Below are 14,531 nucleotides of genomic sequence, written 5' to 3' on the forward strand. Positions count from 1 at the left end.
GCAGCAATCTCCAGGGTCGATCAAACTTCCGGGTGAATCTCCGCTTCGGGGCCAGATACGGCGGTCTGCGGCGTCGGATGCTCGTTGCCCGACTGGCGGGCGCGCATGACGGTGGTCACGATACCGCTGCCGATGATGAGCGCCATGCCCGCCCACGACAGCGCATTCAGGTGATCATTCCACAGCAACATACCCCAGCCGCTCGCAAAGACGATGCCGGTGTATTGCAGGTTCGCAGTCAGCAGCGTGTTGCCGCGCTTATAGGCGCGCGTCATGGCGGTCTGGCCGAGCGTGGCGAGAAGCCCGACCGCCAGCAGCAGGCCGGCGCTATGCCACGTATGCGACTGGGCGCCGCCAATCAGCATCCACACGCCGCCGGCAATTGCGCTCACCAGAGAAAAATAGAACACGATGCGTGCTTCGTTCTCGCCCAGGTCGCCCAGTTGGCGGACCTCCACATAGGCGAGCGCCGTGAACACGCCGGAGACCAGCCCGACCATGCCGCCGGCCAGTTGCGATGGCCCGCTGCCCACGCTCGGTTGCAGCAGGCACAGCACGCCGACGAACGACATCAGGATCGCGGCCACCATTTTCTTGTCGGCGCCCGCGGCCTTGCCGGCCATTGCTGCACCTGCGCCGATGATCAACGCAATCCACACCGGCGACATGTAGTTCAGCGTCATGGCTGTCGCCAGCGGCAGCAGGCTGATCGACGTGAACCACAGCAGCAGCGACGTCACCCCGAACACGCTGCGCTTGATGTGCGCCGTGAGGTAGGGCGTGCGGATGCCCGCGCCCGTCTTGGCGAGGATGGCGCCCATCACGGTCATGCCGATCACGCTGCGGTAGAAGACGATCTCGCCCGTGCTGTAGTACGCCGAGGCCAGTTTCACGCACACGCCCATCGCCGAGAAGGCGAACGCAGCGAGGATCATCCACAGCGATTGGCGGGAGGAGCTTTCAGCCGTCTGGGTGGCAGTCGGGGCGGCGGTTGCAGTGTGGGCGGGCATGGCGAGGGGGCGGGCGGGCGAAAAAAAACGGTGCGGCCCGTGGGGCTGCACCGTTCCTATTGTGACGCGGAAGGGGGCGGATGCCTACCTTCCGTTGTTGCTTAGTAGTGCATCACGCGTCGATACCACTCGTGGAAGTGCTGCATGCCGTCCTCCATGGGGGACTGGTACGGGCCGACCTCGCTCGTGCCGCGCTTGAGCAGCGCCAGGCGCCCGGCGTCCATGCGCTCGGCGATCTCGTCGTCCTCGATGCACGTTTCCATATAGGCGGCGCGCTCGGCTTCAACGAATTCACGTTCGAACAGCACGATCTCTTCCGGGTAGTAGAACTCGACTACGTTGCGCGTTTTGGTCGGGCTCAGCGGGTGCAGCGTCGAGACCACCAGCACGTTCGGATACCACTCGACCATCACGTTCGGGTAGTACGTGAGCCACACCGCGCCGTACTTCGGCATCTCACCGTTGTTGAAGCGGAGCACGGCGTCGTGCCACTTCTGGTAGGCCGGTGTGCCGGGCTTGCGCAAATTGGCGTGGATGCCGACGGTCTGCACGCTGTGCCACTCGCCAAACTCCCATTCCAGGTCGTCACACGAGACGAACTGGCCGAGGCCTGGGTGGAACGGCACGACGTGGTAGTCCTCGAGGTACACCTCGATGAAGGTCTTCCAGTTGTAGTTGCAGTCGTGCACCTCGACGTGATCCAGCATGTAGCCGGAAAAATCGAGGTCGCGCGCCACGCCCAGGCGGGCGAGGTCTTCGCGTACATCGCGCTTGCCTTCGAACAGCAGGCCGTTCCAGTTCTGCAGCGGCGAGCGCGACAGATGCACGCACGGCTGCCTTTCGAAGTGCGGCGCGCCCAGCAGGTCGCCCTTCAGGTCGTACGTCCAGCGATGCAGCGGGCAAACGATGTTCTGGGCATTGCCGCGCCCATTGAGCATGATGGCCTGCCGATGCCGGCACACGTTGGAAAGCAGTTCGACGCCGTTCGGATTGCGCACCAGCACGCGGCCCTCGGCCTCGGCGGCAAGCGTGTGATAGTCGCCGATTTCCGGAACCATCAGCTCATGGCCGACGTAACCGGGGCCATGTTTGAACAGACGTTCGATTTCAGTTTGATACAGCGCCTCGTCGAAGTAAGCAGAGACGGGCAGCTGGGTTTCAGACGGCACCAGATTCAGTGCGGCGCTGAGATTGGACATTATCCCCACTCCCAATAACGGTGAAAGCAGTGAACAACCCAACCATCGACAAGATCGATTTGGGAAAGGACGCCATCGGCAGGTGGCCTAGGGTCTGTTGAGGTAGGAAACGAGCGCTTGCTGGCCCCCGCTTGGGCCAACGACCATACGTTCAATGGGCCAACAGACCCAAACCATCGTGCGGAGCGGCGTACGCCGGCCCGGCCTTTGGAGGAAAGGGGGGGATTGTACCCCAGGGAAATTGATAAGTCCCTGATTTTCGAACCCTTTCCGCCGCCGGCTATTTGACCGTCAGATGGGCGCTGCCTCGCGTCGCGACCACGAATCGTCATCTCGCACCCTGTGGGATGTGCGCAGAACGCACGCGGAATTGCCGTAAAATGCCGGATTGTCCTTTTCTGATTCGCAACCGGCATGCCCCGTGCCTCAAACGACGCCTCCAGCAGCGCGTCCGCCACGCCCTCCGCTACGCCGGCTTCCTATGAAGCGGCCATGGCCGAACTCGAAACCCTTGTCGCCAGCATGGAATCCGGTGAATTGCCGCTGGAGGCCTCGCTTGCGGCGTATCGACGCGGGGCTGAGCTGGTCAAGTACTGCCAGCAGGTGCTGGAACGTGTCGAGCAGCAAGTGCGTGTGCTGGACGGCGATGCCCTGAAGCCGTTGGGCGACGACTCCAACGCGAACGAGCAGGGCGACGCATGAGCGATTTCGCCCAATGGATGGCGTCCGTGGTCGCGCGGACGGAAAGCGCGCTCGAGCACACGTTGCCAGCCGAAACCGTCGCGCCGCAACGTCTGCATGCCGCCATGCGCTATGCCACGCTCGGGGCGGGAAAGCGCGTGCGTCCGCTGCTGGCCCACGCTGCCGGTGCGCTGGGCGATGCATCGTTGGAGGCGCTTGACGGCGTGAGCTGCGCGGTGGAAATGATCCACGCCTATTCGCTCGTCCACGACGACATGCCTTGCATGGACGACGACGACCTGCGCCGCGGCCGACCGACCGTGCATCGCGCCTATGATGAAGCGACGGCTCTGCTTGTCGGCGACGCCTTGCAGACGCAGGCGTTCATCGTGCTGGCCGAGTTGGGTGCCCTGAGCCCGGCGACGCGGGCCGTGCTGGTCGGTGAATTGGCGCGTGCTTCGGGCTCGCTGGGGATGGCGGGCGGTCAGGCTATCGATCTGCAAAGCGTGGGCATCGCGCTGTCGCAGGACGAGCTGGAGGCGATGCACCGCATGAAGACCGGAGCGTTGCTACGGGCGAGTCTGCGGATGGGCGCGCTGTGTGCTGGCGTGAATGCCGCTGCCTTGGAGCATGTCGATGCATATGCGGGTGCTGTCGGCCTCGCGTTCCAGGTGGTCGACGACATCCTCGACGTGACGGCCGATACTGCAACGCTGGGCAAAACCGCCGGCAAGGACGAGGCCAACGACAAGCCGACTTACGTGTCCATCCTCGGGTTGGACAAGGCCCGGGCGCTGGCCGATGAGCTGCATGCTGCGGCGGGAGCGGCGGTCGCAGAACTGGCCCGCGAACTGGGCAAGGCCCGTACCGTCCGATTGGCCGAGATGGCCGACCTGATCGTGCGGCGTGGCCACTGAACAACATTGCATCGACGTTAGAAGTCTTTGCCAAAACGCCTGAGCGGCGGTCCCACATGACGTACGAACTTCTGAACACCATCGACGATCCGGCCGACCTGCGCCGACTGGACCGCCGCCAGCTCGGGCCGCTGGCCAACGAGTTGCGCGCTTTCGTGCTCGATTCCGTCTCGCAAACGGGCGGTCACCTGTCGTCGAACCTGGGCACGGTCGAACTGACGATCGCACTGCATTACGTTTTCAACACGCCGGAAGACCGCATCGTGTGGGACGTCGGCCACCAGAGCTATCCGCACAAGATTCTGACCGGGCGCCGCGACCAGATGGGCTCGCTGCGCCAGCTGGACGGCATCTCCGGCTTCCCGCGCCGCAGCGAAAGCCCGTACGACACGTTCGGCACCGCACACTCCTCCACGTCGATTTCGGCCGCGCTGGGCATGGCTCTGGGCGCCAAGACCAACGGTGAAGACCGCGTCGCCATTGCCGTGATCGGCGACGGTGCGATGAGCGCCGGCATGGCGTTCGAGGCGATGAACAACGCGGGCGTCTATAAAGACCTGCCGCTGGTGGTGGTGCTGAACGACAACGACATGTCGATCTCGCCGCCGGTGGGAGCGCTGAACCGCTATCTGGCGCGGCTGATGAGCGGCCAGTTCTACGCGGCCACCAAGAAGGGCGTGGAAAAGCTGCTGTCGGTGGCGCCGCCGGTGCTCGAGTTCGCCAAGCGCTTCGAGGAACACACCAAGGGCATGTTCGTGCCGGCCACGATGTTCGAGGAGTTCGGCTTCAACTACATCGGCCCGATCGACGGGCACGATCTTGAATCGCTGGTGCCGACGCTGCAGAACATCCGCCAGCGCGCGCGCGAAGGCGGCGGCCCGCAATTCCTCCATGTCGTCACCAAGAAGGGCCAGGGTTACAAGCTGGCCGAGGCTGATCCGATCCTCTATCACGGCCCGGGCAAGTTCAATCCGCAGGAGGGCATCAAGCCTTCGGGGCGCCCCGCCAAGGTCACGTATACACAGGTGTTCGGCCAGTGGCTGTGCGATATGGCGGCCGCCGACAAGCGCCTGGTGGGTATCACGCCCGCCATGCGCGAAGGCTCCGGGATGGTGGAGTTCGAACAGCGCTTTCCCGACCGCTATTACGACGTCGGCATCGCCGAGCAGCACGCCGTCACCTTTGCCGGCGGCCTGGCATGCGAGGGGCTCAAGCCGGTCGTCGCCATCTATTCGACGTTCCTGCAGCGCGGCTATGACCAGCTGATTCACGACGTGGCGCTGCAGAATCTGCCGGTGGTCTTCGCGCTGGACCGCGCAGGCCTGGTCGGGGCAGACGGCGCCACGCACGCGGGTGCGTACGACATCGCCTACCTGCGCTGCATCCCCAACATGATGGTGATGACGCCGGCCGACGAGAACGAATGCCGCCAACTCCTGAGCACGGCCTTTGCGCAGGATTGCCCGACAGCGGTGCGCTATCCGCGTGGTGCCGGCACGGGCGTGGCGGTGCAGCCGACGCTGGAGCCGCTGCCGTTGGGCAAGGCCGAGGTGCGCCACGCTTCCGCGGCCCCGGCTGGCCAGCGTGTGGCGATTCTTGCGTTTGGCTCGATGGTGGCCCCGGCGTCGGCAGCGGCCGAGCGTTTGGACGCGACCGTCGTCAATATGCGCTTCGTCAAGCCGCTCGACGTGGCCTGCGTGCTGGAAATGGCCCGCACGCACGATTACGTGGTCACCGTAGAAGAAGGCTGCGTGATGGGCGGGGCAGGTAGCGCCTGCCTGGAAGCGCTGGCCGCCGCCGGTATCGCCACGCCGGTGCTGCAGCTGGGCTTGCCTGACCGCTTCGTCGATCACGGCGACCATGCGGCGCTGCTGGCGCAATGTGGTCTGGATGCCAACGGCATCCTGGCCTCCATCCGCGAGCGTTTTGCCGTACAGCCGCGCGCTGCGGCCCCGCGCGTCGCCTGAAGCATGAAGCACTTCTGGCGCTACCTCATAGGCAGAATCAATCACCCGTATTGCGGCTGCGGGTTTGAGTAGTTGACTGCAAAGGTAGGAAATTTCTTTTACACTCCGCCAGTCCTATTTCTGAATTTTGTGTGCGCAGTCGCGGGATGGGCCGATTCGATCACTTGAGGGGTGGTCAGCATCAGCCAGGTTCCGCGGTTTCACACTCGTTGCGTGCCGGCCGACTGCGATGGCCGGGCGACCGTAAAGGAAACCGATCATGAACGATATGAACCCGGCTTTCGCGATGCCGGACGTGCAGTCCAGCCACGATACCCGCCAGATTCCCATTCAGCGTGTTGGCGTGCGTGGCGTGCGTTACCCGATGTCGCTGCAGACGCCTTCGGGCGTGCAGAACACCGTCGGCACCTACAACCTCGACGTGCATCTGCCGGCCGACCAGAAGGGCACGCACATGTCGCGCTTCGTCGCGCTGCTTGAAGAAGAGCGCGAGCCGCTGAACCTGGCGCAGTTCCAGCTGCTGCTGGAAAAGATGCTGGAGAAGCTCGAAGCCGACGCCGGCCGTATCGAAGTCCACTTCCCGTATTTCGTCAGCAAGACGGCCCCGGTGTCGGGCGTGCAGTCGCTGATGGACTATGAAGTGACGATGATGGGCGAAGTGCGCGACGGCCACACGAAGGTCCGCGTCAAGGCGCTGGTGCCGGTGACGAGCCTCTGCCCGTGCTCGAAGAAGATCTCGCAGTACGGCGCGCACAACCAGCGTTCGCACATCACGATCGACGCCGAGCTGGCGGCCGATACGCCGGTCGAATCGCTGATCCGCATGGCCGAAGAAGAAGCCTCGTGCGAACTGTGGGGCCTGCTCAAGCGCCCGGACGAGAAGTTCGTGACCGAGCGTGCGTACGAAAACCCGAAGTTCGTGGAAGACCTGGTGCGCGATATCGCCATGCGCCTGAACCAGGACGACCGCATCGTCGCCTACACGCTGGAAGCGGAAAACTTCGAGTCGATTCACAACCACAGCGCCTATGCGCTGATCGAGCGCGACAAGCGCACCGATAAGTAATCGACGCACCGCTCCAAGAAAAAGCCGCTCAACCGAGCGGCTTTTTTCATGCTTGGTGGATGCGGATGTCTTCGAGGTCCCAACGCGGCGTCACGCCGTAGCCGTAGCCGTCCTGCACTTGGGCGGGGTCAGCCTGCAGCCGCATCGCGCCGGCAAAGGCGATCATGGCGCCGTTGTCGGTGCAGAACTGCAGATCGGGGTAGTAGACGCGCAGGCCACGCTTTTTGCCCTCGGCGTTCAGCCCTTCGCGCAATTGGCGATTGGCGCCCACGCCGCCGGCCACGACGATGCGCTTGAGGCCATGCTCGCGTGCGGCGCGCAGCGTCTTCTTGACGAGCACTTCGACGATGGCGTCGACAAACGCCCGGGCAAGATCCGCGCGCGGCTGGTGGCAGGCCTGGCTGTCGGTCAGGTTGAGCTTGCGCACCTGGGTGAGCACCGCCGTTTTGAGGCCCGCGAACGAGAAATCGAAATTGCCCGAATGCAGCATCGGTCGGGGCAGGTCGAACACGCCCGGGTTACCGAACTCGGCGAGCCGCGAAACAGCAGGGCCGCCCGGATAGCCTAGGCCGAGCAGCTTGGCAGTCTTGTCGAAGGCTTCGCCGGCGGCGTCGTCGAGCGTCTCGCCGAGCAGCGTGTACTGGCCGACGGCATCGACGCGCATCAACTGCGTATGCCCGCCCGAGACGAGCAGCGCCAGAAACGGAAACTCCGGCCGGTCCGCCTCCAGCAGCGGCGAGAGCAGGTGCCCCTCCAGGTGATGCACGCCTACGAGCGGTTTGCCGAGCGCAAACGCCAACGCATTGGCCACCGAAGCGCCAACGAGCAGCGCGCCGGCCAGCCCCGGGCCTTTCGTGTAAGCGATCGCGTCGATGTCCGCGCGCGTCGCACCCGCTTTGGCCAGCACCTCTTCCAGCAGCGGAATCACGCGGCGGATGTGATCGCGCGAGGCCAGCTCGGGCACCACACCGCCGTATTCGCGGTGCATGGCGATCTGCGAATACAGCGCATGCGCGCGCAGACCGGCATGGGTGTCGTACAGGGCGACGCCGGTTTCGTCACAGGAGGATTCGATGCCGAGGACCAGCATGGCAAGCGGGGCGTGAGGAATGTGCAATGGGAAGGCCGCCGAAGATAGCACAAGTTAAAATGCGCGGTTTCTTCAAGAATAGGGCGGCGCAGCGATCATGATGCGGTGCGATGTAGCGGTGATCGGCGCAGGCGCGGCCGGGATGATGTGCGCGGCCGTGGCCGGGCAGCGCGGCGCACGCGTGGTGCTGCTCGACCATGCCACGAAACTGGCCGAGAAGATTCGCATCTCCGGCGGCGGCCGCTGCAATTTCACAAACGTCAACGCGGGTCCCGCCAACTACCTGTCGAACAACCCGCACTTCAGCCGTTCAGCACTGGCGCGGTACACGGCGCAGGACTTCATCAGCCTCGTCTCCAGCTACCGCATTCCGTATCACGAGAAACACAAGGGCCAGCTTTTCTGCGACGACAGCGCGGAAGACATCATCCGCATGCTCGAAACGGAATGCGAGCGCGGCAATGTGATCTGGCGCACCGGCTGCTCCATCGCTGAAATCGGCAAGGACGGCGAGGCCTATCGTCTGTCGACCAGCGCAGGCGAGATCGTCGCCAACAAGGTGGTGATCGCCACGGGCGGCCTGTCGATTCCGAAGATCGGTGCGACGGATTTCGGGTATCGCATTGCGCGGCAGTTCGGCTTGAAGATCGTTGAGACGCACCCGGCATTGGTGCCGCTCACCTTCAATGCTGAGCATTGGGCTCCGTTTTCGGCGTTGTCAGGCGTGTCGATGGAAGTGGACGTGACCGTTGCGCAGCCCCCGGGCAAGGGCGGTCGCAAGGGGAGCGCGACGACGTTCCGCGAAGATCTGCTGCTCACCCATCGCGGGCTGTCGGGTCCGGCGGTGCTGCAAATCTCCAGCTTCTGGAATGCCGGCCAGCCGCTTCTCATCGATCTGCTGCCCGACACCGATGCCGGGCAGTGGCTGTGCGACGAGAAATCCGGCTCGCGCAAGCAACTCGGTACGGTGCTGGCGCAGCGCCTGCCGGAACGCGTCGCGCAGGCCTGGTGCGCCACGCACGGTGCCAACCCGCAGGCCCCGATTGCCGAGTTGCCCGACAAGGTGCTTCGCACCCTTGGCGTGGCGCTGAACCGCTGGGAACTGACTCCGTCGGGCAGCGAAGGGTATCGGAAGGCCGAAGTGACGCGCGGCGGGGTCGATACGCGCGCGCTGTCCTCCGCCACGATGGAAGCCCAATCGGCGCCCGGCCTGTACTTCATCGGCGAGGTGGTCGACGTGACGGGCTGGCTTGGCGGCTACAACTTCCAATGGGCGTGGGCTTCGGCCGTCGCGGCGGGAGAGGCTGCCTCCGCCCGCTGATCCCCCACGGATCGGTTCTGGAACTGTCCAGGTTCTGTGCTACGATCAGTGATCCATTTTTCCAAGTTTGCAACCCGCTGGACCACCGTCCAAGCGGGTTTTGCCGTTTATCGGAGTTCGGAATGTCGCAGTTGTCCCTCAAGGCCCAGATCACGGAAGACATGAAGGCGGCCATGCGCGCCAAGGAAACGGATCGTCTCGGCACGATCCGCCTGCTGCAGGCTGCCATCAAGCAGCGCGAAGTGGATGAGCGCATCGAGCTGGATGACGCTGCCGTGCTGGCCGTGATCGACAAGATGCTCAAGCAGCGCAAGGATTCCATCACCGCATTCCAGCAAGCCGGCCGTGACGACCTCGTTGCCAAGGAAGCGGCAGAAGTGGCTGTGCTGCAGGTCTATATGCCCGCGCAGCTGTCGGAAGCCGAAGTCGACGCGGCGGTGCGTGACGCCGTGGCCAAGGTCGGTGCCTCGGGCCCGCAGGACATGGGCAAGGTGATGGGCGTCCTCAAGCCGGCGCTGGCCGGCCGTGCCGACATGACGCAAGTCTCTGCACGCGTGAAGGCCGCCCTGACCGGCGCCTGAATCCCCTCCACACTCGCCGCATCCACATCCAAGGGGCGCACCCCGCGTGATCCCGCAGCCGTTCATTGACGACCTGCTCAACCGCGTCGATATCGTCGACGTGGTGGGCCGTTACGTGCAGTTGAAGAAGGGCGGCGCCAACTTCATGGGGCTGTGCCCGTTCCATAACGAGAAGTCCCCGTCGTTCTCGGTCTCGCCCACGAAGCAGTTCTATCACTGCTTCGGGTGCGGCGCGCATGGCTCGGCGATCGGCTTCCTGATGGAGTTTTCCGGGCAGTCCTACGTCGAGGCCATCAAGGACCTCGCGCAGTCCGTCGGCATGGTGGTGCCCGAAGAGCGCGGTGGCTTGCCGCCTGCAGCCCGCGCCGAACAGCAAGCCAAGACCGTCGCGCTCGGCGACGTCATGGCCCGCGCCTGCGAGCACTACCGCAAGCAGCTGCGCAGCGCTCCCAATGCCATCCAATACCTCAAGGGCCGCGGCCTGACCGGCGAGATTGCCGCGCACTTCGGTCTCGGCTACGCGCCGGACGACTGGCAATCGCTCGAAGCCGTGTTCGGTCCGTATCGCGAAGACGCCACTGCGGCACCGCTCATTGAAGCCGGGCTCGTCATCGAAAGCGAGAAGACCGGCGCCGATGGCTCGCACCGCCGCTACGACCGCTTTCGCGATCGCATCATGTTCCCGATCCGCAATACCAAGGGCGTGGTGATCGGTTTCGGCGGCCGCGTGCTGGGGCAGGGCGAGCCGAAATATCTGAACTCCCCCGAAACGCCGTTGTTCAGCAAGGGCACAGAACTGTACGGCCTGTTTGAGGCGCGCAACGCCATCCGCGAGTTCGACTACGTGCTCGTCGTAGAAGGTTATATGGACGTCGTCGCGCTGGCGCAGCTGGGGTTTGCCAATGCGGTGGCCACGCTGGGCACGGCCTGTACGCCCGTCCACGTGCAGAAGCTGCTGCGGCAGGTCGACACCGTCATCTTTTCGTTTGACGGCGATAGCGCCGGGCGCCGCGCCGCCCGTCGTGCGCTCGAGGCCTGCCTGCCGCACGCGACCGACAACAAAACGATCAAGTTCCTCTTCCTGCCCTCCGAGCACGATCCCGACAGCTTTGTGCGCGAAGAGGGCACCGAGGCCTTCGCCCGTGAAGTGCACAATGCGATGCCGCTGTCGCGCTTCCTGCTGCAGGCAGTGACCGAAGACCTCGACCTGCGCCAACCCGAGGGCCGTGCGCGCGCCCAATATGAGGCCAAGCCGCTGCTGAACGCCATGCCGGCCGGCGGCCTGCGCCTGCAGATCGTGCGCGGCCTGGCCGAAATGACTGGAACCACGCCCGCCGACATCGAGGCGCTGTGCGGCCTTCGCAGCGACCCTGCGCAAGCGGGGCGGATGACGCAGAAGCGCCCACGCGTGGCCCGCACCGCACCCACGGCGCTTGAGCAGAAGGTGCTGCGGCTGCTGATGCGCTACCCCGCGCTGGCCGCCCGGCTCGATGCCGATGCCCGTACCCAGTTGACAGCGCCCCATTTGCCCCAAGGTGAGGTATTGGCGGCGCTGCTGGCCGAATGCGATGCTGCGGGGCCGGAAGTGCACTTCGGCGCCTTTGTTGAGCGCTTGGGCCAGACGCCCTACGCCGAAGCCTTCGCCGGATTGCGTACGGCTGTGCTCCAGGACGACATCGAACTGGAGCCGGCCATGTCCGAATTCGACGCCGCCGTACAAAAGATGCTCGCCGAGCCGCTGAAGCGCGAGCTGGAGATGTTGCAGCGCAAGATGGAAGCCGGTCATGCCGGCGACGACGACAAGGAGCGCATGCGCTGGCTGGTAGGCGAAATCAGCCGCCGCCGGCAGCTCGTGTAGCGCATGAGCCGCAGAGCCAAGCTCCAAGCGGGGCGGGCAATTGCGGGTAGCCCCTTGATTTTTCAGGCGAAAACCCGATTTTCGTTTAGACCGGCTGGGTCTGGCGTGCTAGAATAGCCGGTTTGGATTGCAAGTCCTTTTTCCCATTTTTGGGGGAGTGAGCGTGCCCATGGTGAAGGTGAAGACCTCCGCGAAGGCCGGTTCCAAGGCCAGTCCTGCTTCTGATTCTGCCAAGCGATCCTCATCGGCGCGCGGCTCGGGAGGAGGAAAGCCACCAGCGGGAACGGCGAAAGTCGCGAATGGTCGGACCCATGTAGGGCAGGCGGGATCGACAGGAGTGAAGGCCACTGCGCCGGCAAAGACGGGGAAAACCCAGCCGCGCCAGACCGCCGATATCACCGTCACCGCCAAGACTGTCAAACCGACAGCGCGCACAAAGGGCGCGATCCAATCTTCAACCTCAGGCAAGGTCTCGACGTCGATGAGCACGAGCGCCAGACCTGGCGGCACAGCCGCTTCCGTCGCACTCAAGGGCAAGACAACCACCGTGGCGAAATCGAAAGTTACCGAAGTCGAGAGCAAGCAGACCACTGCCAGCGCAAGCGCAACCAAGACGGGTACCGCTCGTACCAGCACCGCAGCCAAGCCAGCCAAGGCAACCGCGGAAGACACCAAGCGCACCGCCCAGGCAGGGGCCACCCCCACAACTCCTCCCGCGCCCCGCGCCGAGGTCGCAGCCGAGCCCAAGAAGCGCGGCCGCAAGCCCAAGGCAGAGACGCAGGCAGACGATGACAGCAGCACGGACGTGACTGAAGAATTTGACACCCCCGCCGCTCCGGCACCGAAAACCGAAAAGCTGAAGGCCCGTGACCGCAAGGCCAAGGAAAAAGCCCTGCTCAAGGAATTCGCTGCTTCGCAGCAAGGCGGTTCGGAAGAAGAGCTTGAGGCCCGCCGCCAGAAGCTCAAGGCGCTGATCAAGCTGGGCAAATCGCGCGGCTACCTGACCTACGCTGAAATCAACGACCACCTCCCCGACGACATGGTCGACGTGGAGTCGATGGAAACGTTGGTTGCCACGCTCAACGACATCGGCGTTGCCGTGTACGAGCAGGCTCCGGACGCCGAAACGCTGCTCCTGAACGACAACGCGCCTTCCGTGACCACGGAAGAAGAGGCTGAAGAAGAAGCCGAAGCCGCGCTGTCGACGGTTGACTCCGAATTTGGCCGTACGACTGACCCGGTCCGCATGTACATGCGTGAAATGGGCACGGTCGAGCTGCTCACGCGCGAAGGCGAAATCGAAATCGCCAAGCGCATCGAAGCCGGCCTGAAAGACATGGTCATGGCCATCTCGGCCTGCCCGGTCACCATTTCGGAAATCCTCGCCATGGGCGAGCGCGTGGCCAACGATGAGTCCAAGATCGACGAATTCATCGACGGCCTGATCGACCCGAACGCTGAAGCCGAGGCCGCTGCCGCCGCCGAGGAAGAAGAGGAGTTCGAGGAAGAAGACGCCGAAGAAGAGGGCGACGAAGAGGAAGACGAGGACGACGAAGGTGCCGGCGCTGCCGCAGCTTCGGCCCGTCAACTCGAAGAACTCAAGCAGGCTGCACTGGTCAAGTTTGGTGTGATCGGCGAGCAGTTCGACAAGATGCGCCGTGCGTTCGAGAAGGAAGGCTACAAGTCCAAGCCTTACGTGAAGGCGCAGGAAGCCATCCAGGCCGAACTGATGACGATCCGCTTTACGGCACGCAACGTCGAGCGTCTGTGCGACACGCTGCGCGGCCAGGTGGACGAAGTGCGCAAGCTTGAGCGTGCCATCCTGAACATCGTGGTCGACAAGTGCGGCATGCCGCGCGGCGATTTCGTTGCGCGCTTCCCGGGCAACGAGACGAACCTGAAGTGGATCGAGACCGTGGTGGCTGACGGCAAGCCGTACAGCACCATCGTCGAGCGTAACGTGCCGGCCGTCCACGAACTGCAGCAAAAGCTGATCGACCTGCAGGCGCGCGTGGTGCTGCCGCTGACCGAGCTGAAGGACGTCAACCGCAAGATGTCGGAAGGCGAGCGCCGCGCCCGTGAGGCCAAGCGTGAGATGACCGAGGCCAACCTGCGTCTGGTGATCTCGATCGCCAAGAAGTACACGAACCGCGGTCTGCAGTTCCTCGACCTGATCCAGGAAGGCAACATTGGCCTGATGAAGGCGGTGGACAAGTTCGAATACCGTCGTGGCTACAAGTTCTCGACGTACGCCACGTGGTGGATCCGTCAGGCCATTACGCGTTCGATCGCCGACCAGGCGCGCACCATCCGTATTCCGGTGCACATGATCGAGACGATCAACAAGATGAACCGCATCTCGCGTCAGATCCTGCAGGAAACCGGCAACGAACCGGATCCGGCAACGCTGGCCGAGAAGATGGAGATGCCGGAAGACAAGATCCGCAAGATCATGAAGATCGCGAAGGAGCCGATCTCCATGGAAACGCCGATCGGTGACGACGACGATTCCCATCTGGGCGATTTCATCGAGGATACGAACACGCTGGCCCCGGCCGAAGCAGCGCTGCATGGCTCCATGCGCGGTGTGGTGAAGGACGTGCTCGATTCGCTGACGCCGCGCGAAGCCAAGGTGCTTCGCATGCGCTTCGGTATCGAAATGAGCACCGACCACACGCTGGAAGAAGTCGGTAAGCAGTTCGACGTGACCCGCGAGCGTATCCGTCAGATCGAGGCGAAGGCACTGCGCAAGCTGCGCCATCCGAGCCGCTCCGACAAGCTGAAGAGCTTCCTTGAGGGAAGCTGATTCTAGCGAAGCAGGCGATTTTCCGAGTGGGCTTG

The 14,531-nt window shown here is 64.0% G+C and carries 12 protein-coding genes; 8 read left to right on the forward strand and 4 right to left on the reverse strand.

Going from position 1 to position 14,531, the window contains the following annotated elements; all coding sequences use genetic code 11:
• Positions 1-20 precede the first annotated feature (20 nt).
• Positions 21-1,010 carry a DMT family transporter gene (locus tag N511_RS0120025; RefSeq protein ID WP_027680901.1) on the reverse strand — a complete coding sequence of 330 codons (990 nt, stop codon included), beginning with the start codon at positions 1,008-1,010 and terminating at the stop codon, positions 21-23.
• A gap of 101 nt (positions 1,011-1,111) precedes the next feature.
• Positions 1,112-2,209: an aromatic ring-hydroxylating oxygenase subunit alpha gene (locus N511_RS0120030; protein ID WP_027680902.1), complete on the reverse strand. Its 1,098-nt coding sequence runs from the start codon at positions 2,207-2,209 to the stop codon at positions 1,112-1,114.
• Between the two features lie 414 nt (positions 2,210-2,623).
• Here N511_RS0120030 and N511_RS0120035 point away from each other — a divergent pair, with 414 nt between their 5' ends.
• The 4 genes from N511_RS0120035 to folE2 all read left to right on the forward strand — a co-directional run bounded on the left by N511_RS0120035 (position 2,624) and on the right by folE2 (position 6,840).
• Complete coding sequence (locus tag N511_RS0120035) at positions 2,624-2,911, forward strand: exodeoxyribonuclease VII small subunit (RefSeq protein ID WP_027680903.1); 288 nt, start codon at positions 2,624-2,626, stop codon at positions 2,909-2,911.
• The gene (locus N511_RS0120040; RefSeq protein WP_027680904.1) at positions 2,908-3,807 is read left to right on the forward strand and encodes a polyprenyl synthetase family protein; all 900 of its coding nucleotides are present in this window, start codon (positions 2,908-2,910) and stop codon (positions 3,805-3,807) included. The genes N511_RS0120035 and N511_RS0120040 overlap by 4 nt, the downstream gene beginning before the upstream one ends.
• 56 nt (positions 3,808-3,863) lie before the next feature.
• On the forward strand, positions 3,864-5,774 hold the full coding sequence (gene dxs, locus N511_RS0120045) for a 1-deoxy-D-xylulose-5-phosphate synthase (protein ID WP_027680905.1): 1,911 nt from the start codon (positions 3,864-3,866) through the stop codon (positions 5,772-5,774).
• A 259-nt stretch (positions 5,775-6,033) separates the two neighbouring features.
• On the forward strand, positions 6,034-6,840 hold the full coding sequence (folE2, locus tag N511_RS0120050; protein WP_027680906.1) for a GTP cyclohydrolase FolE2: 807 nt from the start codon (positions 6,034-6,036) through the stop codon (positions 6,838-6,840).
• A 46-nt stretch (positions 6,841-6,886) separates the two neighbouring features.
• On the opposite strand, the gene tsaD is transcribed toward folE2, so the two are convergent.
• Positions 6,887-7,930: a tRNA (adenosine(37)-N6)-threonylcarbamoyltransferase complex transferase subunit TsaD gene (gene tsaD / locus N511_RS0120055; protein ID WP_027680907.1), complete on the reverse strand. Its 1,044-nt coding sequence runs from the start codon at positions 7,928-7,930 to the stop codon at positions 6,887-6,889.
• Between the two features lie 97 nt (positions 7,931-8,027).
• On the opposite strand from tsaD, the gene N511_RS0120060 reads away from it, so the two are divergent.
• From N511_RS0120060 to dnaG, 3 genes are all read left to right on the forward strand, one after another.
• Positions 8,028-9,251, forward strand: coding sequence for an NAD(P)/FAD-dependent oxidoreductase (locus tag N511_RS0120060; protein WP_027680908.1), 1,224 nt, complete (start codon positions 8,028-8,030; stop codon positions 9,249-9,251).
• Positions 9,252-9,382: 131 nt separating this feature from the next.
• Entirely contained in the window at positions 9,383-9,832 is a 450-nt protein-coding gene (locus N511_RS0120065; RefSeq protein ID WP_027680909.1) for a GatB/YqeY domain-containing protein, read from the forward strand.
• A 46-nt stretch (positions 9,833-9,878) separates the two neighbouring features.
• A complete protein-coding gene (gene dnaG / locus N511_RS0120070; RefSeq protein WP_027680910.1) occupies positions 9,879-11,690 on the forward strand; it encodes a DNA primase in 1,812 nt (603 codons plus the stop codon).
• Positions 11,691-11,798: 108 nt separating this feature from the next.
• Here dnaG and N511_RS25545 read toward each other — a convergent pair whose 3' ends face one another.
• On the reverse strand, positions 11,799-12,179 hold the full coding sequence (locus N511_RS25545) for a hypothetical protein (protein ID WP_231479649.1): 381 nt from the start codon (positions 12,177-12,179) through the stop codon (positions 11,799-11,801).
• On the opposite strand from N511_RS25545, the gene rpoD reads away from it, so the two are divergent.
• Complete coding sequence (gene rpoD / locus N511_RS0120075; RefSeq protein ID WP_231479650.1) at positions 12,172-14,496, forward strand: RNA polymerase sigma factor RpoD; 2,325 nt, start codon at positions 12,172-12,174, stop codon at positions 14,494-14,496. The genes N511_RS25545 and rpoD overlap by 8 nt on opposite strands.
• Positions 14,497-14,531: the final 35 nt, after the last annotated feature.

It is taken from the genome of Ralstonia sp. UNC404CL21Col (assembly GCF_000620465.1).
Classification (GTDB): domain Bacteria; phylum Pseudomonadota; class Gammaproteobacteria; order Burkholderiales; family Burkholderiaceae; genus Ralstonia; species Ralstonia flatus.

Coding starts and splice junctions, on each gene's coding strand:
- N511_RS0120025 (WP_027680901.1), bottom strand. CDS start 1,010: ATGCCCGCCCACACTGCAACCGCCGCCCCGACTGCCACCCAGACGGCT.
- N511_RS0120030 (WP_027680902.1), bottom strand. CDS start 2,209: ATGTCCAATCTCAGCGCCGCACTGAATCTGGTGCCGTCTGAAACCCAG.
- N511_RS0120035 (WP_027680903.1), top strand. CDS start 2,624: ATGCCCCGTGCCTCAAACGACGCCTCCAGCAGCGCGTCCGCCACGCCC.
- N511_RS0120040 (WP_027680904.1), top strand. CDS start 2,908: ATGAGCGATTTCGCCCAATGGATGGCGTCCGTGGTCGCGCGGACGGAA.
- dxs (WP_027680905.1), top strand. CDS start 3,864: ATGACGTACGAACTTCTGAACACCATCGACGATCCGGCCGACCTGCGC.
- folE2 (WP_027680906.1), top strand. CDS start 6,034: ATGAACGATATGAACCCGGCTTTCGCGATGCCGGACGTGCAGTCCAGC.
- tsaD (WP_027680907.1), bottom strand. CDS start 7,930: ATGCTGGTCCTCGGCATCGAATCCTCCTGTGACGAAACCGGCGTCGCC.
- N511_RS0120060 (WP_027680908.1), top strand. CDS start 8,028: ATGATGCGGTGCGATGTAGCGGTGATCGGCGCAGGCGCGGCCGGGATG.
- rpoD (WP_231479650.1), top strand. CDS start 12,172: ATGAGCACGAGCGCCAGACCTGGCGGCACAGCCGCTTCCGTCGCACTC.